This window comes from Nocardioides sp. OK12 (assembly GCF_024341885.1).
GTDB classification, from domain to species: domain Bacteria; phylum Actinomycetota; class Actinomycetes; order Propionibacteriales; family Nocardioidaceae; genus Nocardioides; species Nocardioides marinisabuli.
In genome coordinates this window covers 188,182-207,644 of record NZ_BNET01000005.1, presented here as the reverse complement: position 1 = coordinate 207,644, position 19,463 = coordinate 188,182, and the positions used below count along the sequence as shown (strand labels likewise).

18 protein-coding genes are annotated in these 19,463 nt (G+C 72.2%); 9 read left to right on the top strand and 9 right to left on the bottom strand.

The window, feature by feature from the left end; genetic code table 11:
* Position 1 precedes the first annotated feature (1 nt).
* Positions 2 to 880, bottom strand: coding sequence for a MaoC/PaaZ C-terminal domain-containing protein (locus OCU29_RS14230; protein ID WP_261820427.1), 879 nt, complete (start codon positions 878 to 880; stop codon positions 2 to 4).
* Entirely contained in the window at positions 880 to 2,628 is a 1,749-nt protein-coding gene (gene kstD, locus OCU29_RS14225; protein ID WP_261820426.1) for a 3-oxosteroid 1-dehydrogenase, read from the bottom strand. The genes OCU29_RS14230 and kstD overlap by 1 nt, the downstream gene beginning before the upstream one ends.
* A 35-nt stretch (positions 2,629 to 2,663) precedes the next feature.
* Here kstD and OCU29_RS14220 point away from each other — a divergent pair, with 35 nt between their 5' ends.
* The 6 genes from OCU29_RS14220 (at position 2,664) to OCU29_RS14195 (ending at position 8,371) form a co-directional block, all read left to right on the top strand.
* Entirely contained in the window at positions 2,664 to 3,596 is a 933-nt protein-coding gene (locus OCU29_RS14220; protein WP_261820425.1) for an acetaldehyde dehydrogenase (acetylating), read from the top strand.
* The gene (dmpG, locus tag OCU29_RS14215; protein ID WP_179616685.1) at positions 3,593 to 4,681 is read left to right on the top strand and encodes a 4-hydroxy-2-oxovalerate aldolase; all 1,089 of its coding nucleotides are present in this window, start codon (positions 3,593 to 3,595) and stop codon (positions 4,679 to 4,681) included. The genes OCU29_RS14220 and dmpG overlap by 4 nt, the downstream gene beginning before the upstream one ends.
* 73 nt (positions 4,682 to 4,754) lie before the next feature.
* Positions 4,755 to 5,921: a 3-hydroxy-9,10-secoandrosta-1,3,5(10)-triene-9,17-dione monooxygenase oxygenase subunit gene (gene hsaA / locus OCU29_RS14210; protein WP_261820424.1), complete on the top strand. Its 1,167-nt coding sequence runs from the start codon at positions 4,755 to 4,757 to the stop codon at positions 5,919 to 5,921.
* Between the two features lies 1 nt (position 5,922).
* On the top strand, positions 5,923 to 6,816 hold the full coding sequence (gene hsaD / locus OCU29_RS14205; RefSeq protein WP_261820423.1) for a 4,5:9,10-diseco-3-hydroxy-5,9,17-trioxoandrosta-1(10),2-diene-4-oate hydrolase: 894 nt from the start codon (positions 5,923 to 5,925) through the stop codon (positions 6,814 to 6,816).
* Positions 6,813 to 7,712 carry an iron-dependent extradiol dioxygenase HsaC gene (gene hsaC / locus OCU29_RS14200; RefSeq protein WP_306799026.1) on the top strand — a complete coding sequence of 300 codons (900 nt, stop codon included), beginning with the start codon at positions 6,813 to 6,815 and terminating at the stop codon, positions 7,710 to 7,712. The genes hsaD and hsaC overlap by 4 nt, the downstream gene beginning before the upstream one ends.
* A 17-nt stretch (positions 7,713 to 7,729) precedes the next feature.
* On the top strand, positions 7,730 to 8,371 hold the full coding sequence (locus tag OCU29_RS14195; RefSeq protein ID WP_246305179.1) for a flavin reductase family protein: 642 nt from the start codon (positions 7,730 to 7,732) through the stop codon (positions 8,369 to 8,371).
* A 24-nt stretch (positions 8,372 to 8,395) separates the two neighbouring features.
* Here OCU29_RS14195 and OCU29_RS14190 read toward each other — a convergent pair whose 3' ends face one another.
* Entirely contained in the window at positions 8,396 to 9,757 is a 1,362-nt protein-coding gene (locus OCU29_RS14190; protein ID WP_261820422.1) for a CehA/McbA family metallohydrolase, read from the bottom strand.
* Positions 9,758 to 9,822: 65 nt separating this feature from the next.
* Here OCU29_RS14190 and OCU29_RS14185 point away from each other — a divergent pair, with 65 nt between their 5' ends.
* A complete protein-coding gene (locus OCU29_RS14185) occupies positions 9,823 to 10,473 on the top strand; it encodes a hypothetical protein (RefSeq protein ID WP_179616682.1) in 651 nt (216 codons plus the stop codon).
* A 90-nt stretch (positions 10,474 to 10,563) separates the two neighbouring features.
* On the opposite strand, the gene OCU29_RS14180 is transcribed toward OCU29_RS14185, so the two are convergent.
* Positions 10,564 to 11,499, bottom strand: coding sequence for a type IV toxin-antitoxin system AbiEi family antitoxin domain-containing protein (locus OCU29_RS14180; RefSeq protein WP_261820421.1), 936 nt, complete (start codon positions 11,497 to 11,499; stop codon positions 10,564 to 10,566).
* A gap of 173 nt (positions 11,500 to 11,672) precedes the next feature.
* On the bottom strand, positions 11,673 to 12,836 hold the full coding sequence (locus OCU29_RS14175; protein WP_261820420.1) for a steroid 3-ketoacyl-CoA thiolase: 1,164 nt from the start codon (positions 12,834 to 12,836) through the stop codon (positions 11,673 to 11,675).
* A 131-nt stretch (positions 12,837 to 12,967) separates the two neighbouring features.
* Here OCU29_RS14175 and OCU29_RS14170 point away from each other — a divergent pair, with 131 nt between their 5' ends.
* A complete protein-coding gene (locus tag OCU29_RS14170) occupies positions 12,968 to 14,203 on the top strand; it encodes a cytochrome P450 (protein WP_261820419.1) in 1,236 nt (411 codons plus the stop codon).
* Complete coding sequence (locus tag OCU29_RS14165; protein ID WP_261820418.1) at positions 14,200 to 15,438, top strand: cytochrome P450; 1,239 nt, start codon at positions 14,200 to 14,202, stop codon at positions 15,436 to 15,438. Before OCU29_RS14170 ends, OCU29_RS14165 begins: the two co-directional genes overlap by 4 nt.
* 5 nt (positions 15,439 to 15,443) lie before the next feature.
* Here the strand turns inward: OCU29_RS14165 and map are convergent, their stop codons facing one another.
* The 4 genes from map to OCU29_RS14145 are packed head-to-tail and all read right to left on the bottom strand — an operon-like array spanning position 15,444 to position 19,433.
* Positions 15,444 to 16,211: a type I methionyl aminopeptidase gene (gene map / locus OCU29_RS14160; RefSeq protein ID WP_261820417.1), complete on the bottom strand. Its 768-nt coding sequence runs from the start codon at positions 16,209 to 16,211 to the stop codon at positions 15,444 to 15,446.
* 30 nt (positions 16,212 to 16,241) lie between these two features.
* Complete coding sequence (locus tag OCU29_RS14155) at positions 16,242 to 17,405, bottom strand: thiolase domain-containing protein (protein WP_261820416.1); 1,164 nt, start codon at positions 17,403 to 17,405, stop codon at positions 16,242 to 16,244.
* Complete coding sequence (locus OCU29_RS14150) at positions 17,402 to 18,454, bottom strand: thiolase domain-containing protein (RefSeq protein WP_261820415.1); 1,053 nt, start codon at positions 18,452 to 18,454, stop codon at positions 17,402 to 17,404. Before OCU29_RS14150 ends, OCU29_RS14155 begins: the two co-directional genes overlap by 4 nt.
* Before the next feature lie 22 nt (positions 18,455 to 18,476).
* Entirely contained in the window at positions 18,477 to 19,433 is a 957-nt protein-coding gene (locus OCU29_RS14145; protein ID WP_261820414.1) for a Zn-ribbon domain-containing OB-fold protein, read from the bottom strand.
* Between the last annotated feature and the right edge of the window lie 30 nt (positions 19,434 to 19,463).

Genomic DNA, 19,463 nt, shown 5'->3' with positions numbered 1-19,463 from the left:
CTCAGGCGAGGTCGAGGACGCAGTCGGCCAGCACCGGCGAGCCGTCGCGCCCACCACCGACGACCGTGGCCGAGGCGACGACCCGGTCACCCTCGCGCCAGCCCCGCACCCCGATCGTCTCCCCGGGGAAGACCACCCCCGCGAAGCGGGCGGTGAACCCGCCGACCGCGGCGGCGTCGCCGTCGAGCAGCTGCTCGGTCAGCTCGCGCAGCACGATGCCGTAGGAGCACAGCCCGTGCAGGATCGGAGCGGGGAAGCCGGCGGCCTGCGCGAAGGCGGGGTCGGCGTGCAGCGGGTTGCGGTCGCCGCAGAGCCGGTAGAGCAGCGCCTGCTGCGGGGTGACGTCGTACGACGTCTCGGTGTCGGGCGCCCTGTCGGGCAGCTCGACGGCCGCCGACGTGCCGCGCTCGCCGCCCCAGCCGCCCTCGCCGCGCACGAAGATCGACGAGCGGGTGGTCCACAGCGCGGTGCCGTCGTCGGTGGTGGCGGTGGCCTCCTGCCAGATCACGGCCGCCTTGCCCTTGTCCCACACGTCGCTGATCCGCGTCGACACGCTCGCCGAGCCCGACGGGGGCAGCGGGGCGTGCACGGTGATCGACTGCGAGCCGTGCACCACCTGGGCGAGGTCGATGTCGCAGCCGGGCAGGTCGAGCGGCGGCGGGTCGGTCTCGTGGAAGGTGGGGGCGACCACGCCGAAGGACGGCAGCACCTGCAGGCCGGGGCCGTCGAGGGTCCAGCGCAGCGCCGCCTCGTCGACCTGGTCGCCCGGGCGCGAGCCCGCGCCGATGCCCAGGTGGTAGAGCAGCACGTCGCTGGGTTCCCAGGAGAAGGTGCGGGTGCCGAGGTCGGCGCCGATCGCGAGGTCGGGGTCGATGGGCATCAGTGGGCCTCCTGCCCGGTCAGGTGCTCGACGGCGAGGTAGCCGAAGGTGAGGGCGGGTCCGATGGTGGCGCCGGGGCCCGCGTAGGTGCGGCCCATCACCGCCGACGACACGTTGCCCGCGGCGTAGAGCCCCTCGATCACCGAGCCGTCGGGGCGCAGCACCCGGGCCTTCTCGTCGGTGACCAGCCCGCCCTTGGTGCCGAGGTCGCCGGGCACGATCTTGACGGCGTAGAACGGCCCCTGGTCGATGCGGTGCAGCGACGGGTTCGGCGTGACCCTCGGGTCCGAGTAGTACTTGTCGTAGGCGGAGTCGCCGCGGTGGAAGTCCTCGTCGACACCCGTGGCGGCGAAGCCGTTGAACCGCTCCACGGTCGCGGTCAGGTGGGCGGCGGGCACCCCGATCTGCTCGGCCAGGGCCTCGAGCGAGTCGGCCTTCCTGATCACGCCCTCCTTGTACCAGCGCCCGGGGAAGGGCTGGCGCGGGCCGAGCCCGGCGAAGAGGTAGCGGTTGCGGTAGCGCTGGTCGATGACCATCCAGGCCGGCACGTGCTGCACGCCGGTGGCCTCGCCGGCGTAGATCTCGTGGACGGCCTCGACGTAGGGCAGGGCCTCGTTCATGAAGCGGCGCCCGTCGCCGTTGACGATGATCGAGCCGGGCAGGTTGCGCTCGGCCAGGCAGAACCACGGCCGCCCCGGCAGCGGGATCGTGGGGCCCCACCAGGAGTCGTCGAGCAGGTCGGTCTGCGCGCCGGCGGCGATGCCGGCCAGCAGCCCGGCGCCGGTGTTGAACTGCGACCCGGTGGTCCACTCGACCGAGGTCGGCTGCGGCTGGTACTTCTCGCGCAGCTCCAGGTTGCGCTCGAAGCCACCGCTGCCCAGCACCACCCCGCGGCGCGCGCGGATCTCGTGGCGCTGCCCGTCGCGGGTGACCCGGATGCCCACGACGCGGCCGTCCTCGAGGACCAGCTCGTCGAGCGCGGTGTCGTAGGCGACCGGCACGCCGGCCTCGACGAGCCCCTGGCGCAGGCCGATGACGATGGCGTTGCCCATCGCGTACATCCGGCGCCCGCGCAGGCCGGCGACGACCCGCTTCACCAGCACCCGCAGCATCGTGGCCGGGCCGCGCCAGGTGCGCATGCCCAGGCTGATCTTCCGGAAGTCGGCCTGGGTGACGATCATGTTGGCCGGCGCCTTGGTGTACGGCGGGTGCAGCCGCTCGAGCTCCTCGCCCAGGAACGAGGCGTCGAGCGGCACCGGCTCGCAGCTGCGCCCCGCCGCCCGCCCGCCCGGCTGCTCGGGCAGGTAGTCGCTGTAGCCGGGCACCCACGCGAAGCGCAGGGGGGTGCGCTCGCGCAGGAAGTCCATTACCTCGGGGCCGCGGCGCAGGTAGGTCTCGCGGCGCTCCAGCGGCACCGCGTCGCCCACGATCGCCTGGAGGTAGGCCATCGCCTGTTCGTGGTCGTCGGGGTCGACCTGGCCGGCCTCGCGCAGCGCGTAGTTGCCGGGGATCCACACGCCTCCGCCGGAGCGGGCGGTCGAGCCGCCGAAGTAGCCGCTCTTCTCGACCAGGAGGGTGTCGTGCCCGGCGGCACCGGCGGCCAGCGCGGCGGTCATCCCGGCGCCGCCGGCGCCCACGACGACGACGTCGACCTCGGTGGGCAGGGGGTCGGTGGCGGTGATGGTGCCGGTGGTGCTGCCGGTGGTGCTGCTGGAGGCGGCTCGAGGAGCGCGCGGCGTACCCGTCATGGCGCAAAACTGTAACAGGTTCTAGCATGGCGCCCGTGAGCAACCAGAAGCTGACCGCCGCCATCGTCGGGCCCGGCAACATCGGCACCGACCTGATGTACAAGCTGCTGCGCAGCGAGCACGTCGAGCCCCGCTGGATGATCGGTGTCGACCCGGCGTCCGAGGGTCTGCGCCTGGCCGCCGAGCGCGGCCTCGAGGCCTCCCACGAGGGCGTCGACTGGCTGCTGGCGCAGGACGAGCTGCCCGACCTGGTCTTCGAGGCGACCTCGGCCTACGTGCACCGCGAGTACGCCCCGCGCTACGAGGCGGCCGGCATCCGCGCCGTCGACCTGACGCCCGCGGCCGTCGGTCCCGCGGTCATCCCGCCGGTCAACGGCGAGGCCCACGCCGAGGCGCCCAACGTCAACATGATCACCTGCGGCGGCCAGGCCACCATCCCGATAGTCGCCGCGGTCTCCCGGGCCGTGCAGGACGTCGGTGGGGTGTCGTACGCCGAGATCGTCGCCTCGGTCTCCTCGATGTCGGCCGGCCCCGGCACCCGGGCCAACATCGACGAGTTCACCCGCACGACCGCGGCCGGGGTCGAGAGCATCGGCGGGGCCGCGCGCGGCAAGGCGATCATCATCCTCAACCCCGCCGAGCCGCCGATGATCATGCGCGACACGATCTACTGCGCGGTCCCGCCCGAGGCCGACCGCGACGCGATCCTGACCTCGGTGACCGCGATGGAGAAGGCGGTGCAGGAGTACGTGCCGGGCTACCGGCTGCTCCAGGAGCCGCAGCTCGACGAGCCCTCGCCGGCCACGCAGGGCCAGCTCAAGGTCTCGGTCTTCGTCGAGGTCGAGGGCGCCGGCGACTACCTGCCGCCCTACGCCGGCAACCTCGACATCATGACCGCCGCCGCGGCCCGCGTCGGGGACACCATCGCCCGATCGATGCAGGCCCTGGCCCTGGGAGCGACCCGATGAACCACTCGACCGGCATCGACGACCTGTCCCGCACCTGGAGCGGGCGCCACGGCGGCGACCTCGACCTGCGGCTGACCGACACCTGCCTGCGCGACGGCTCGCACCACAAGCGCCACCAGTTCACCACCACCGAGGTGCGCGACATCGTGGCCGCGCTCGACGCCTCCGGCGTGCCGGTGATCGAGGTGACCCACGGCGACGGCCTGGGCGGTTCGTCGTTCAACTACGGCTTCTCGCACACCCCCGAGCAGGAGCTGATCCGCACCGCCGCCGAGACGGCCGTGCGGGCCCGGATCGCGTTCCTGATGCTGCCGGGCGTGGGCACCAAGGACGACATCCGTGCCGCGCAGGACAACGGCGGCCAGATCTGCCGGATCGCCACGCACTGCACCGAGGCCGACACCTCGATCCAGCACTTCGGGCTGGCCCGCGAGCTCGGCCTCGAGACCGTCGGCTTCCTGATGATGAGCCACACCCAGCCGCCGGAGGTGCTGGCCCGCCAGGCGCGGGTCATGGTCGAGGCCGGCTGCCAGTGCGTGTACGTCGTCGACTCGGCCGGCGCGCTGGTGATGGAGCAGACCGCGGACCGGGTCTCGGCGGTGGTCGCCGAGATCGGCGACGTCGCCGACGTGGGCTTCCACGGTCACGAGAACCTCGGGCTGGGCGTCGCCAACACCGTCATCGCCGCCCGGGCCGGCGCCACCCAGATCGACGGGTCGGTGCGCCGCTTCGGCGCGGGCGCGGGGAACACGCCCCTGGAGGCCTTCATCGGGGTCTGCGACAAGCTCGGGTGGCGCACCGGGGTGGACTTCCTGCAGGTCGTCGACGCCTCCGAGGACGTGATCCGCCCCGCGATGCCCGAGGAGTGCCGCCTCGACCGGATGACGCTGATGATGGGCTACGCCGGCGTCTACTCCAGCTTCCTCAAGCACGCCGGCAACGCCGCCGAGCGCTACGACGTCTCCGGCGCCAAGATCCTGCTCGAGGCCGGCCGGCGCAAGCTGATCGGGGGCCAGGAGGACCAGCTCGTCGACATCGCGCTGATGCTGCGCGCCGAGGCCGACAAGGCGGCCGCGAACGGGTGAGGGCCGGTTACTTGTCCCTAACTAGAACGTGTTCTAATCTTGGTGGAACACGTTCCACCGACAGGAGATTGCGATGACCCAGGCTGTTCTCGACGGCGTGCGCGACCTGCTCCCGGGCCTCCGGGAGCGCGCAGACGAGGCCGAGCGTCTCCGGGTGGTGCCCGACGCCAACATCAAGGAGCTGGAGGAGACCGGCTTCTTCAAGCTCCTGCAGCCGCGCCGCTTCGACGGCCACGAGGCCGACCCGGTCGACTTCTACACCGCGGTGCGCGACATCGCCTCGGCCTGCGGCTCCACCGGCTGGGTGAGCAGCGTCGTGGGCGTGCACCCCTGGCAGGTCGCGCTGTTCGCCGACGAGGCGCAGCAGGCGGTGTGGGGCGAGGACACCAGCACCCGGCTCTCCTCCTCCTACGCACCCACCGGCAAGGCCGTGGTCACCGAGGGCGGCTACCGGCTCTCGGGCAAGTGGAGCTTCTCCTCCGGCGCCGACCACTGCAGCTGGGTGCTGCTCGGCGGCCTGGTCTTCGACGGTGACGGCAACGTCGTCGACTTCAAGACGTTCATGGTCCCGCGCTCGGACTACACCATCAACGACGTGTGGCACATGGTCGGGCTCGCCGGCACCGGCTCCAACGACATCGTCGTCGAGGACGTGTTCGTGCCCGAGGCCTTCACCCTCTCGATGGGCGAGACCGGCTCCTGCCGCGGGCCGGGCCAGGCGCAGAACACCAGCGACCTCTACAAGCTCCCCTTCCACTCGATCTTCACCGGCACCATCACCACCCCGATCATCGGGATGGCGATGGGCGCCTACGCCGAGCACGTCGAGATGCAGCAGCAGCGCAGCCGGGCGGCGTACCTGGGGGAGAAGGCCTCGAAGGACCCTTTCGCGATGGTCCGGATCGCCCGTGCCTCCAGCGAGATCGACGCCGCCTGGGCGCTGCTGGTGGGCAACATCCGCGAGGAGCAGGCCCACGTGGCCAGGGGCGAGCAGATCCCGCTGCGGCTGCGCCTGAAGGTGCGCCGCGACCAGGTCATCGGCTCCCAGCGCGCCATCGACGCCATCGACGAGCTCTTCGAGGCCTCCGGCGGCCGGGCGCTGACTCAGGGCACCTACCTGCAGCGCGCCTGGCGCGACGCCCACGCCGGGCGGGTGCACGCCGCGAACGACCCCGAGCGGGCGCTGCAGATGTTCGGCGCCCACGAGTTCGGCCACAAGGTCGACCCGGGGATGTACTGACGTGACCCCCGACTCCGTCCGGCACGAGGCCACCGTCGCCACCGACGCCGCGGGCAGGCTCACCCTGCGCTACTACGAGGCGGGGTCGCCCACCGACGTGGGTGGAGGGCTGCCGCTGGTGATGCTGCACGGCGGAGGGCCGGGCGCCTCGTCGTGGTCGAACTTCGGCCCGGCGCTGCCCGGCTTCGCCGAGTCGTTCCGCACGATCCTGGTCGACCAGCCCGGCTTCGGCGGCTCCGACAAGCCGCCGGTGGTGGGCAACTACTACCGCTTCGCCGCCGACGCGGTCGTGGCACTGCTCGACGAGCTGGGCATCGAGCGGGTGCACCTGCTGGGCAACAGCCTCGGCGGCGGCACCGCGATGCGGCTCGCGCTGTCGTACCCCGACCGGGTCGGCCGGCTGGTGCTGATGGGCCCGGGCGGGCTGTCGCTCAACCTCTTCCACGCCGACCCGACCGAGGGCGTGCAGCGGCTGATGGAGTTCGGGGGCGACCCGACGCCCGAGCGGCTGCGCGCCTTCATCTCCACCATGGTCGTCGACCAGTCGCTGGTCACCGACGAGCTGGTCGCCGCCCGGTACGCCGACGCCACCGCCCCCGGGGCGCAGGAGGCGATGCGCTCGATGGGGATGTCCTTCTGGAACCCCGAGACCGCCGAGGACGGCATGCTCTGGCGCGAGGCGCACCGGCTGCGCAAGCACACCCTGCTGACCTGGGGCCGCGAGGACCGCGTCAACCCGCTCGACGGGGCGATGGTCGCGCTCAAGCTGATCCCGCGCGCCAGCCTGCACGTCTTCCCGAACTGCGGGCACTGGGCCCAGATCGAGGCCGCCGAGGAGTTCCGCGAGGTGGCCACCGCCTTCCTCGCCCGCCACCACGAGAGGGCCCGCCCGTGAGCATCGACATCCGTTCCATGGGCTACGTGCGCGTGGCCAGCACCGAGCCCGAGCAGTGGCGCCACTTCGCCACCAAGGTCCTCGGCCTGGCCGAGGGGCGCGGCCCGCACCCCGACCACCTCTACTTCCGCATCGACGCGGTCTCGGCGCGGCTCGTGGTGGTGCCCGCCGACGTCGACCAGCTGGCCTGCACCGGCTGGGAGGTCGCCGACCACCGGGCGCTGCAGGCCGCGCGCGAGCACCTGAAGGAGGCCGGGGTCGCCTACGAGGAGGGCACCGCCGAGGAGCTCGACGAGCGGCGCGTCCAGGAGCTGGTGCGCTTCGAGGACCCCTTCGGCAACGTCTTCGAGCTCTTCCACGGCATCACCTACGAGTCGCGCCCCGTCGTGACGCCGTACGGCGCCCGCTTCGTGACCGGCGACCAGGGGATGGGCCACATCGTGGTGCCCGTCGACGACGACGTCGAGGCGCTGCGCTTCTACTCCGAGGTGCTCGGCTTCCGGCTGCGCGACTCGATGAGCATGCCCGGCGAGTTCGTCGGCAAGGAGCCCGGCTCGAAGGTGTGGCTGCGCTTCCTGGGCGTCAACCCGCGCCACCACTCGCTGGCCTTCCTGCCGATGCCGAACCCGGCCCGCTGCGTGCACATCATGCTCGAGGTCGAGGAGCTCGACGACGTGGGCCGCGCCCTGGAGCGGGTGCGCAAGCACGGGGCCCCGTTGTCGGCGACCCTGGGCCGCCACATGAACGACGAGATGGTCTCCTTCTACGTCCGCTCGCCGGGCGGGTTCGACATCGAGTTCGGCACCGACGGGCTGCAGGTCGACGACGCGCGGTGGGTCGCGCGGGAGTCGACGGCCGTCTCCTACTGGGGGCACGACTTCTCGGGTGGGCAGTGATGTCTAAGGTCGAGGTCATGTCGGAGCACCCCCAGATCCCCGAGGGGATGAGCGCTGACGCCCGGGAGACCTGGCCCAGCCCCGAGCTGATCGAGTCCTGGCTCGGCGACTCGGTCTACGACCTGCACCTCGGGCCCGGCGACGAGGTGGCCGTGGCCGCCGACGCCCCGGCCGCGGCCGCCGCCGCGCGTCGCTTCCGCGACGTGCTGAGCCAGTTCGGCTCCGGCGTGACGGTCGTGACCACGATGAGCGGCGACGAGCCGGTCGGGATGACCTGCCAGTCCTTCTCCAGCGTCTCCCTCGACCCCCCGCTGGTGATGTTCGTGCCCGCCAAGAGCTCGCGGGCCTGGCCGCTGATCCAGCGCGCCGGCCGCTTCTGCGTCAACGTGCTGGCCGCCGACCAGGCGGGGCTGTCCAACCAGATGGCCAGCCGCGGCGTCGACAAGTTCGCCGGCGTCGACTGGACGCCCTCGCGCCACACCGGCTCGCCGGTGCTCAGCGGCACCCTGGCCCACGTCGACTGCACCGTGCACGCGGTGCACGAGGCCGGCGACCACTACGTGGTGATCGGCCGCGCCCTCGACCTGCAGGTCGGGCCCGAGGACGCCGACCCGCTGCTGTTCTTCCGCGGCCAGTACCGCACCACCGCACCCGACTGACCTCTCAGCGGTCTGCGGCGGTCCTCAGCGGGTCTCCAGCCACCACGGGCTGGTGTAGGCGATGCCCAGGTCGTTGCACGGGTGGCCCTCGGGGCCCGGCGTCGCGTTGGGCTCGGCCGGGTCGGAGACGCGCACCAGCAGCCAGTCGCCGTCGGCCACGTCGACCTCGACCTTGACCTCCAGCACCGGGCCGACCTCGAAGTCGACGACCTCGACCACCTCCGGGGCGTCGGTGCCGGGGCGCAGCACCTGGGCGGCCAGGGGGCGCCCGCGCCACGACCGGTCACGGGCCAGGTCCAGCCGCAGCGTCAGCGTCGTACGGCCGCGGCGGGGCAGGGGGACGACCGAGCCCATCCGCACCGGGGCGCCCTGGCGGGTGGCGGCGGTGGCGTCGAGGCGCAGGCCGGAGGTGCGGGTGGCGAAGAAGCGGCGCTGACGCATTGCGCGCTTGACGCCTTGGCGGCTGTGGTCGCGCACCCACAGCCCCGTGCGGCCCTTGCCCTCGGGGAAGCCCCAGTCGGTGCCGTGCTCGTCGGTGACCCCGGTGATGCCGGTGCGCCAGCCGTTGTTGAGGCACACGCACAGCGGCGAGTCCCGCCCGTCGGCGAAGCCCTCGAAGAGGTAGTCGTCGCGCCGGTTGAACATCTCCAGGCCCACGACCTGGTCGCGCACCCGCTCGTCGTAGACGAACTCCTGGAAGCGGCCCGGCTCGCGGCCGGGGTGGTTGAAGCCGGCCAGCGCGCCCGCGCCGCCGTCGAGCACCAGGCCCGGCTCGCGGCGCAGCCACGACAGCAGCGGCTGCATCAGCCCCGCCTGCAGCACGTCGGTGTAGTGCTCGCTGAACCAGACGTTGACGTGGCCGATCAGCGGCTCGGACCACTCGAAGCCCCGGATGGCGGTGAACGCGCCGTCGACGTCCGCCGCGTCGGCGTACGAGCCGGTCGCGCGCCAGCCGCGCCGGGTCAGTCCGGCGACCTGGGTGTACTCCGGGGGCAGCAGGTCGGTGAGGACGTCGCCGAGCAGGTTGTCCGAAAGCGTCGCGTGGTCGGTGAGGGCGGCGACGTCGAGGCCGGCCTCGCGCATCGAGTCGAAGGCGTCGGCGGGGTCGCCGTCGCCGTCGCTGAGCAGGGTGTGGTTGTGCAGGTCGGCGTGCAGCAGGTGGGTGCCGCGGGTCAGCCGCGAGGTGCGCGAGGCACCGGTGCGCGAGGCCGGACTGCCGGCTGCGGCGGCCGCGCCGGTCAAGGTCCCCGCCGCGCCGGCCATCAGCAGGCCGGCGCCCGCCGCGCCCAGGGTGCTGCGGCGGGTCAGGCGGGCGCGGGTGGCCTCGTCGGGGGTGGTCAGCTCGCGGTGGGGCGCGTGGTGGGGCGCATGGTGGTCGTCGCACATGGTCGTATCAACGCATGCGGGGGCGTCCGGTTCGGGTCGGGCGGGTGAACGGTAGGTTCGGGCACGTGATCGCTCTGCCTGCCCACGGGTTCGTGATGCTCTCGATGCCCAAGTGCGCCTCGACGACGCTGGTCACCACGCTCAAGGGGCACGCCGAGATCCTGATGCGGGTCAACCCGCGCCTCAAGCACATGAACTGCCGCACCTTCACCCACCGCATGGTCCCGGTGCTGCAGGGCGCGGGCTACGAGCGCAGCGACTACGAGCTCGTCACCCTCTTCCGCGAGCCGGTCTCGTGGCTGGAGTCGTGGTGGCGCTACCGCCAGCGCCCGGCGCTCAAGGACAAGGCCGACGGCAAGTGGACCGGCGAGACCAGCTTCGACGACTTCGTCGCCGCCCACATCGACGGCGCCCCCGGAGGCATCACCGGCCGCCAGGCCCGCTTCGTGGCCCTCGACGACGACCTCACCATCGGCGTGGACCGCATCTTCGCCCTCGAGGCCGCCGACGTGTGGCAGTCCTGGATCGCCCAGCGGCTGGGCCAGCAGGTCGACCTGGTCACCAAGAACTGGTCCACCTCCACCGCCACCGCCGCCCTCTCCGACACCATGCGCACCCGCCTGCTCGAGCACTACGCCCCCGAGTACGACATCTACGAGCAGCTGCGCTCCGCCGGCGGCAGCTGGGCCGTCCCCTCCGGCTACCGCCCCGGCTGAGGCTGCTCCCGAGGGAGTTTCATCGGGTGCCCGATGGAACTCGCGCCACCTGACCGAAGGTTCGTGCGGGTGCCGCCAGTTCCGTGTCGCTCAGGCCGCCGCGGCGAGGTGGCGGCGCAGGCGAGCGATCAGCAAGCGCGGGTCCTCCAGGTCGGCCCAGGAGATCCGGATCACCGTCCACCCGGTCACGGCGCGGATCCGGTCCTCGCGGTCCTTCTCCCGCATCACCATCTGCTCGATGCTCTCGCCGTCGCGGCGGTGGCGGTGGTACTTCTCCTTGCCGTCGAACTCGACCACCAGCCGGTGCTCGGGCCAGGCGAAGTCGACGATGCCGAGCAGCCACCCCCGCTCGTCCCGGACCTCGAGCTGCTGGGTCGGCCGGGGGAGCCCGTGGTCGTCGAAGAGCAGGTGGCAGCGTGACTCGGCGACGCTCTGGGAGCCCTCGCGCGCGTGGTCGAGCTTGAGCGTCAGGTCGAGGTGGTCCGACCACTCACGCCGCACCAGCAGCATCGACCGGCACTCCTGCAGCGTGGTCAGCCCGGCTTGCAGGAACCAGTCGAGCACGCAGACGGCGGGGTCGCGGGCCAGCACGGCGGCCGCATCGAGCGCCGTCCGGGTCGGAGCGGTGATCCAGTGACCGTCACGACGCGAGATGTCCGAGACACGGCAGACGCCCTCGTGGTGGCGTACGCGCGCCTGGGTGCGGGTCCCGGGCGTCTCCAGCCCCGTCACGTGCGCGAGGTCGAGGGGCACCCGCCAGGCCGGCGCCCCGTAGGCGAGGGCCGCGCTCGTGTGGGACAGGGCCACGTCGGGGCCGTAGAGGCGCATCACCCCGCGGCAGAGCATCAGGTGGCGGGCGGCGGCGTCGGCAGCGGCGTACGCCGTGGTGGTGGCGTAGACGCCCTGGCGCAGCCGGGTCAGCTCGCCGCCGCGGCAGCGCCGGGCGATGGCGTTGTCGTCGATGCCGGCAGCGACCAGGTCCCGGCGCAGGACGACCCCGAGGTCGTCGATGAGGTGAGGCAGCATGCTGAGACCCTCACCCGGATCGGGGTTCGACGCACCCGGGCACCCTGGACCCTGTGGAGAACGCAGCGGCCCCGGCGCCGCGACCTCGCCCGGAACTGGCGCCACCTGACCAAAGGTTCAGCCAGGCAGCGCAAGTTCCATCGGGTACCCGATGAAACTTCGCCCGGCCACCCTCAGATCAGCTCGAGGAGGGTGCCGGTGGCCATGGCGCCGCCGGCGCACATGGAGACCAGGGCGGTGGAGAGCTCGCGGCGCTCGAGCTCGTGCAGGGCGGTGGTGATCAGGCGGGTGCCGGTGGAGCCGACGGGGTGGCCCAGGGCGATGGCGCCGCCGTTGACGTTGACGCGGTCGAGGTCGACGCGGTGCTGGCCGGCCCAGGAGAGCACGACGGAGGCGAAGGCCTCGTTGACCTCGAAGAGGTCGATGTCGCTGATCGCCATGCCGGTGCGGTCCAGGACCCGCTGGGTGGCGTCGATGGGCCCGTCGAGGTGGAAGTAGGGGTCGGAGCCGACCAGGCAGTGGGTCACGATCCGGGCGCGGGGGCGCAGACCGAGGTCGCGCGCCTTCGCCTCGTCCATGATCAGCACCGCCGAGGCGCCGTCGGAGATCTGCGAGGAGGTGCCGGCGGTGTGCAGGCCGTCGGGCAGCACGGTGCGCAGCCCGGCGAGCCCCTCGAGCGTCGTCTCGCGCAGCCCCTGGTCGGTGTCGACCAGACGGGTCCCGCCGGTGGGGGAGCCGTCCTCGCCCAGCACCGGCGCGTCGTACGCCGCGATCTCGCGCTTGAAGCGTCCCTCGTCGACCGCGACGCGGGCCCTCTGCTGGCTGGCCAGGCCGAAGGCCTCGAGGTCGGCGCGGGTCAGGCCGCGGTGGCGGGCGATCCGGTCGGCGGCCTCGAACTGGTTGGGCATGTCGATGGTCCAGTCGGCCGGGCGCGGGTCGCCGAGCCCGGCGGGCACGTTGGCGCCGAGCGGGATGCGCGACATCGCCTCGACGCCGCAGGCGATGCCGACGTCGATGGTCCCGGCGGCGACCATGTCGGCGACCAGGTGGGCCGACTGCTGGCCCGACCCGCACTGGGCGTCGATGGCGGTGCCGCCGGTGTGCTGCGGCAGCCCGGCGTGCAGCCAGGCACGGCGCACCATGTCGTTGGACTGCTCGCCGGCCTGGGTGACGCAGCCGCCGACGACCTGCTCGACGAGGTCGGCGTCGATGCCGGCGCGCTCGATCACCTGGCGCTGCACGAAGCCGAGCAGCTGCGCGGGGTGCACGCCGGCCAGCCAGCCGTTGCGCTTGCCGAGGGGGGTGCGGACGGCGTCGACGATCACTGGGGTGCCCATGGAAGCAAACTAGAACACGTTCTCAATCTGGACAAACAAATCTCGCCAGACGGCTACCGCCCCGTACTGCCGGTATGTAATCTCTCTCACTAGAACACGTTCCACTCGTCGCCACCGATGGAGAAGCGCCAGTGACCCAGCTCGACGCCCGTGAGACGGTCTTCGACCCCACCGACCCCGACACCATGGCGGTCCGGGTGCCCCACGACGAGATGCTGCGGATGCGCCGCACCGCGCCGGTCTCGTTCGTGCCCCAGGAGCCGCAGGCCCGGGCCGGCTTCCCCGACCACGAGGGCTACTGGGCCATCAGCCGGCACGCCGACGTGGCGGCGGTCTCGAAGAACCAGACCGACTTCTCCACCCGCGAGAACGGCGTCATCATCCGGATGGGCCCCGAGATGACCCGCGACGAGGTCGAGGGCTCGAGCTTCCTGCTCATCAACAACGACGCGCCCGACCACACCAAGCTGCGCCAGATCGTCTCGCGCGCCTTCACCCCGCGCGCGATCAACGCGCTGCACGACAGCCTCAAGGCGCGCGCGGAGAAGATCATCGACGACGCCGTCGAGAAGGGCGAGGGCAACTTCGTCGAGGACGTCGCCGCCGAGCTCCCGCTCCAGGCCATCGCCGACCTGCTCGGCGTGCCGCAGGAGGACCGCGGCCGGCTCTTCGAGTGGTCCAACCAGCTGATGTCGTACGACGACCCGGAGGTCGAGGGCGACCAGATGGTGGCCTTCGCCGAGATCCTCGCCTACTCGATGGCGCTGGCCGACGATCGTCGCCGGCACCCGCGCGAGGACATCGTGACCAGGCTCATCAGCGCCGACGTCGACGGCCGTGGCCTCACCGACGACGAGTTCGGCTTCTTCATGATCCTGCTGGCCGTGGCCGGCAACGAGACCACGCGCAACGCGATCACCTGGGGCCAGCACGCCTTCATGGCCGACCCCGCGCAGTGGGAGCTGTTCCGCGAGCAGCGCCCGCGCACCGCCACCGACGAGATCATCCGCTGGGCCACGCCGATCACCGCGTTCCAGCGCACCGCCCTGCGCGAGGTCGAGGTCGGGGGAGTGCTGGTGCCCCAGGGGGCGCGGGTCGGGCTGCTCTACGCCAGCGCCAACTTCGACGAGGACGTCTTCGAGGACCCCTTCACCTTCGACATCACCCGTGACCCCAACCCGCACCAGGCCTTCGGCGGCCACGGTGCGCACTACTGCATCGGGGCCAACCTGGCGCGCATGGAGGTCGACCTGATCTTCAACGCCATCGCCGACCGGGGGCTGCGCATCGAGCAACGGGGGGAGCCCAACCGGCTGCGCAGCGGCTGGGTCAACGGCGTCAAGGACCTGCAGGTGGCCTACCGATGAGCAGCAGCGTGGTGCCCGAGAGCTTCGACCCCACCGACCCCGACCTGATCTGGGAGGGCGTGCCGCACGAGCAGTTCCGTGCGCTGCGCGCCCAGGAGCCGGTGCACTGGGTCGAGCAGCCGCAGTCCTCGCGCGACGGGATGTCGACCGAGTCCGGCACCGGCTACTGGGCGCTGTCGCGCCACACCGACGTGTCGGCGGTCTCGAAGAACAGCAAGGACTTCTCGGCCTCCGAGAACGGGGCGATCATCCGCTTCGCGGAGGGGATGCAGCGCGAGCAGATCGAGCTGCAGCGCGTCATCCTGATCAACCAGGACGCGCCCGACCACACCGCGACGCGCCAGATCATCTCCCGCGGCTTCACCCCCCGCTCGATCGCCGCGCTCGAGGAGATCATGGAGCAGCGCGCCCACCAGATCGTGCGCGACGCGGTCGAGCGCGGCAGCGGCGAGTTCGTCGAGGAGATCGCCTCGGAGCTGCCGCTGCAGGCCATCGCCGACCTGATCGGGGTGCCGCAGGAGGACCGCCGCAAGCTCTTCGACTGGTCCAACGAGATGCTCGCCTCCGACGACCCCGACTACCACGGGGAGCCCGACGTCGCCGCCGCCGAGATCCTCGGCTACGCCATGGGACTCGCGGCCGAGCGCCGCGAGCAGCCGCGCGACGACCTCATCACCAAGCTGCTCAGCGCCGAGAAGGACGGGCGCGGCCTGACCGACGACGAGTTCGGGTACTTCGTCATCCTGCTCACCGTCGCCGGCAACGAGACCACCCGCAACGCGATCACGCACGGCATGTCGGCCTTCCTCGACCACCCCGAGCAGTGGGAGCTGTGGTGCCGCGAGCGGCCCGCGACGATGATCGACGAGGTGATCCGCTGGGCCACCCCCGTCAGCGTCTTCCAGCGCACGGCGCTGCGCGACGTGGAGGTCGGCGACGTCACCGTGCGTCGGGGCCAGCGCGTCGGGCTGTTCTACGCCAGCGCCAACTTCGACGAGGACGTCTTCGAGGACCCCTTCACCTTCGACATCACCCGCGACCCCAACCCGCACGTGTCGTTCGGTGGCCACGGCGCCCACTACTGCATCGGGGCGAACCTGGCCCGCCTCGAGGTCCGGGTGATCTTCGAGGCGCTCGCCGACCATGCGTCGGGCATCCGCAGGGTCGAGCCCGCTCGCCGGCTGCGGCACAGCTGGATCAACGGCATCAAGGAGCTCGCCGTCGCCTACCGCTGACGGGCTCAGTCGCGGGCGGTCAGCACCAGCGGGCCGTCGTCGGTGACGGCGATGGTGTGCTCCATGTGGGCGCCACGCGCGCCGTCGGCGCTGCGGATGGTCCACCCGTCGGCGTCGGTGTAGATCTCGTCGGTGGTGTGCACGAACCACGGCTCGATCGCGATGACGAGGCCGGGCTTGAGCTTGAAGCCGCGCCCCGAGCGGCCATCGTTGGCCACGTGCGGGTCGCCGTGCATGGTCCGCCCGACGCCGTGCCCGCCGAACTGCAGGTTGACCTTCAGGCCCTCGCCGCGCGCCACCTCGCCGATGGCGGCCGAGATGTCGCCGATCCGGTTGCCGACCTGGGCGGCCGCGATGCCGGCGGCCAGCGCCCGGTCGGTGACCTCGATGAGGCGCAGGTCCTCGGGCCGCGGCGTACCGACGACCAGCGAGAGCGCCGAGTCGGAGACCCAGCCGTCGACGCTGGCGGCGAAGTCGACGCTGAGCAGGTCGCCGTCGGCCAGGGTGTAGTCGTGCGGCAGGCCGTGCAGCACGGCGTCGTTGACCGAGGTGCACAGCACCTTGCCGAAGGGCGAGGCGCCGAACGAGGGGTGGTAGTCGATGTAGCACGACTCCGCGCCGCGCTCGCGGATCATCTCGTGGGCGACCGCGTCGAGCTCGAGCAGGTTCACCCCGACGTCGGCGACCTCGGAGAGGCGGGTGATGACGTCGGCGACGAAGCGGCCCGCGGGCCGCATCTGCTCGATCTGGGTGGGCGTGCGCAGCTCGATCATGGGCCGAGCCTACGGCCCGGTGCCGTCCCCTCAGGTGCTGGGCTTGTCGGCTCCCACGACCCACATCGCGAAGAACTGCGAGCCGCCGCCGTAGGCGTGGCCCAGGGCCTTGCGGGCCCCGTCGACCTGGTGCTCCCCGGCGGCGCCGCGCACCTGCAGCGCGGCCTCGCCGAAGCGCAGCATGCCGGAGGCCCCGATGGGGTTCGACGACAGCACGCCGCCCGAGCAGTTCACCGGCAGCCGGCCGTCCATTGCGGTCTCGCCGGCCTCGGTCAGCTTCCAGCCGGTGCCCTCCTCGGCGAAGCCCAGCGACTCCAGCCACATCGGCTCGAACCAGCTGAACGGCACGTAGATCTCGGCCGCGTCGATCTCGTCGATGGGGGAGGTGATGCCGGCCTGCTTCCACAGGTGGGCGGCCGCGTCGCGGCTGGCCTGGGGGTTGACCTGGTCGCGCTCGGCGGCGGTGGTGGCCTCGGAGCGCATCACGGTGCCGTGGATCCAGGCCGGGTTCGGCGATGCGGCCGCGACGTCCTCGTCGGCGATCACCAGGGCGCAGGCGCCGTCGGAGGAGGGGCAGGTCTCGTCGTAGCGGATCGGGTCCCACAGCATCTGCGAGGCCAGCACCGACTCCACGGTGGTGCCCTCGTTGTGCAGGTGGGCGTAGGGGTTGCGCAGCGCGTTGGTGCGGTCCTTGGCCGCCACGACCGCGCCGATGTGCCCGGGGGCTCCCGAGCGGCGGATGTAGGAGCGGACGTGGGGTGCGAAGTAGCCTCCGGCGCCGGCGTGCACGGGCATGTTGAACGGCACCGGCACCGAGAGCGCCCACATGGCGTTCGACTCCGACTGCTTCTCGTAGGCCACGGTGAGCACCTTCTTGTGCACCCCCGACTGCACCAGCGACGCGGCGACGATCGCGGTCGAGCCGCCCACCGACCCGGCGGTGTGCACCCGCAGCAGCGGCTTGCCGGCGGCGCCGAGCGCCTCGGCCAGGAAGAGCTCGGGCATCATCACGCCCTCGAAGAGGTCGGGCGCCTTGCCGACGACGATGGCGTCGATCTCGTCGAGACCCAGGCCGGCGTCCTCGAGGGCCCGGTCGATCGCCTCGCGGCACAGGCCGGCCATCGACACGTCGTCGCGCTTGGCACGGTGGTGGGTCTGGCCCACCCCGATCACGGCGGCGGGCTGCTTGCTCATCGCTGTCCTTCCAGGGTGCACACGAGGTTCTGCTGCAGCGCGGGGCCGCTGGTGGCGTGGGCGAGCGCCTTGTCCGACTCGCCGGCCCAGACCCGCCGCGCGGCCTCGCCGACGCGGATGCCGCCGGCCGAGAACATCGGGTTGCTGGTCAGGGCACCGCCCGAGGGGTTCACGCGCACGTCGTCGCCCAGGCCGAGCTCGCGGCGCAGCACCAGCTCCTGGTGGCTGAAGGGGGCGTGCAGCTCGGCGGTGTCGACGCCGGTCAGGTCGAGTGCCGCACCGGAACGGGCCGTCGAGGGCGAGCGGTTGAGGTCGCGGGTGCCCATGCTCATCGGGTCGACGTGGTGGGAGATGCCCGTGAGCCAGGCCGGCCGCTCGCGCACCTCGCGGGCCCGGTCGCCCGCGGCCAGCACGATCGCGGCCGCGCCGTCGGTGACCGGTGCGCAGTCGTGCTTGCGCAACGGGTCGGCGTACAGGGGCCGGGAGAGGAGGGCGGAGACCGAGGAGCCGCCCTTGCGCACGGCGTACTCGTTCTTCTCGGCGTCGGTCAGCGAGCGGTGGGCCACCTCGGCCATCGCCGTCTCGTCCCAGAGCCCGGCGTCGATGCCGGCGCGGGCCTGCAGGCCGGCCAGCGACACGGTGTCGGGCCACAGCGGGGTCATCGTGTACGGATCGAGCTGCAGGGCCAGGGTGCGCCGCAGGACGCCGGCCGAGCTCTTGCCGAAGGCGTAGACCAGCGCGGTGTCGACCTCGCCGGTCTGGATCTTGAGCCAGGCCTCGTACATCGCCCAGGCCAGGTCCATCTCCACGTGCGACTCGTTGACCGGCGGGATCACGCCGATCGCGTCGACGGCCTGGACGAACGAGAAGGAGCGCCCGGCCAGGTAGTCGGAGGAGCCCGAGCACCAGAAGCCGATGTCGCGCCGGCTCCAGCCGGTCTGCTCGTAGCACTCCGCGAAGAGCGGCACGAGCAGCTCCACGCAGGTGGGTGACCCGTCGAAGTCCTGCATCTGCCGCTGGGCGAACCCGACGACGGCGACGTCTCTCATCGTGTGCGTCTCTCTTCCGGGCTCAGAGGTGCTGGCTGTAGGTGTCGTACGCCGCGTCCGGCTCCCCGGTGGGGCGGAAGTGGCTGATGTTCTCGATGGTCGTGCCCCACTCCTCGCGCGGCTTCCAGACCGCCTCGACGCGCATCCCCATCCGGACCTCCTCGGCCGGGATGTCGAGGATCAGGTGCAGGAAGGCGATGTCGGCGCCGTCGAGGAGCACGTACGCCGAGACGTAGGGCGGGGTGATCCGCTGGCCCAGGAAGGGCACGTTGACGATGCAGAAGGTCGTCACGGTGCCGGTGTGGGCGAGCTCGACCTCGTCGGTGGTGGGCGTCCCGTCGGCCGGGCAGGCGCTGCGCGGCGGCACGTAGACCTTGGCGCAGGCCGGGCAGCGCTGACCGATGATGCGCCCCTCGGCGAGACCGCGGTAGAAGGCGGACTCCTCGGGCGAGGCGGCGTAGGTGTAGTCGAGGGCGACGGGGGTGACGACTCCGGTCACCGGGTCGAGCGTGCTGCGCGGCCGGTCCACGGGCGGCGCGCCGCCGGCTGCGGGCACGAAGCACTCGATGTCGGTGATCGCGCCGACCCGCTCGGGGCGCCAGCGCACCTGCACACGCATCCCGGTGGTCACGTCGTCGGGGGAGGCCACGTCGAGGGCGTGCAGGAACGGCTGGGTGGCCCCGTCCAGGAGCACCAGCGCGAAGGCGAAGGGCCGCTCCAGCGGCTGGGCGGCCACCGGCTCGGGGACCCACGTCCAGCTGGTGACGGTGCCGGTGGGGGAGACCTCGACGAAGTCGGTCGTGGCGGCGTGGGTGACCGGGTCGTACTCCGGTGGCGGCACCACGACCTCGCCGTCGCTGGTGCGGGCGGCGACGAGCACCCCGTCGCGCAGGCCGGTCAGGAACCGGCCCAGCACCGGCCCGGTCGACCGGGTGTAGTCGAAGGCGACGGTGACCGGGGCAGACAGGGTGCGCGACATGGCATGAAAGTAGAACACGTTCTATCTTCA

Coding starts and splice junctions, on each gene's coding strand:
- OCU29_RS14175 (WP_261820420.1), bottom strand. CDS start 12,836: ATGGGCACCCCAGTGATCGTCGACGCCGTCCGCACCCCCCTCGGCAAG.
- OCU29_RS14230 (WP_261820427.1), bottom strand. CDS start 880: ATGCCCATCGACCCCGACCTCGCGATCGGCGCCGACCTCGGCACCCGC.
- dmpG (WP_179616685.1), top strand. CDS start 3,593: ATGAACCACTCGACCGGCATCGACGACCTGTCCCGCACCTGGAGCGGG.
- hsaA (WP_261820424.1), top strand. CDS start 4,755: ATGACCCAGGCTGTTCTCGACGGCGTGCGCGACCTGCTCCCGGGCCTC.
- kstD (WP_261820426.1), bottom strand. CDS start 2,628: ATGACGGGTACGCCGCGCGCTCCTCGAGCCGCCTCCAGCAGCACCACC.
- OCU29_RS14155 (WP_261820416.1), bottom strand. CDS start 17,405: ATGAGCAAGCAGCCCGCCGCCGTGATCGGGGTGGGCCAGACCCACCAC.
- OCU29_RS14180 (WP_261820421.1), bottom strand. CDS start 11,499: ATGCTGCCTCACCTCATCGACGACCTCGGGGTCGTCCTGCGCCGGGAC.
- OCU29_RS14190 (WP_261820422.1), bottom strand. CDS start 9,757: ATGTGCGACGACCACCATGCGCCCCACCACGCGCCCCACCGCGAGCTG.
- map (WP_261820417.1), bottom strand. CDS start 16,211: ATGATCGAGCTGCGCACGCCCACCCAGATCGAGCAGATGCGGCCCGCG.
- OCU29_RS14165 (WP_261820418.1), top strand. CDS start 14,200: ATGAGCAGCAGCGTGGTGCCCGAGAGCTTCGACCCCACCGACCCCGAC.
- OCU29_RS14150 (WP_261820415.1), bottom strand. CDS start 18,454: ATGAGAGACGTCGCCGTCGTCGGGTTCGCCCAGCGGCAGATGCAGGAC.
- OCU29_RS14145 (WP_261820414.1), bottom strand. CDS start 19,433: ATGTCGCGCACCCTGTCTGCCCCGGTCACCGTCGCCTTCGACTACACC.
- OCU29_RS14195 (WP_246305179.1), top strand. CDS start 7,730: ATGTCGGAGCACCCCCAGATCCCCGAGGGGATGAGCGCTGACGCCCGG.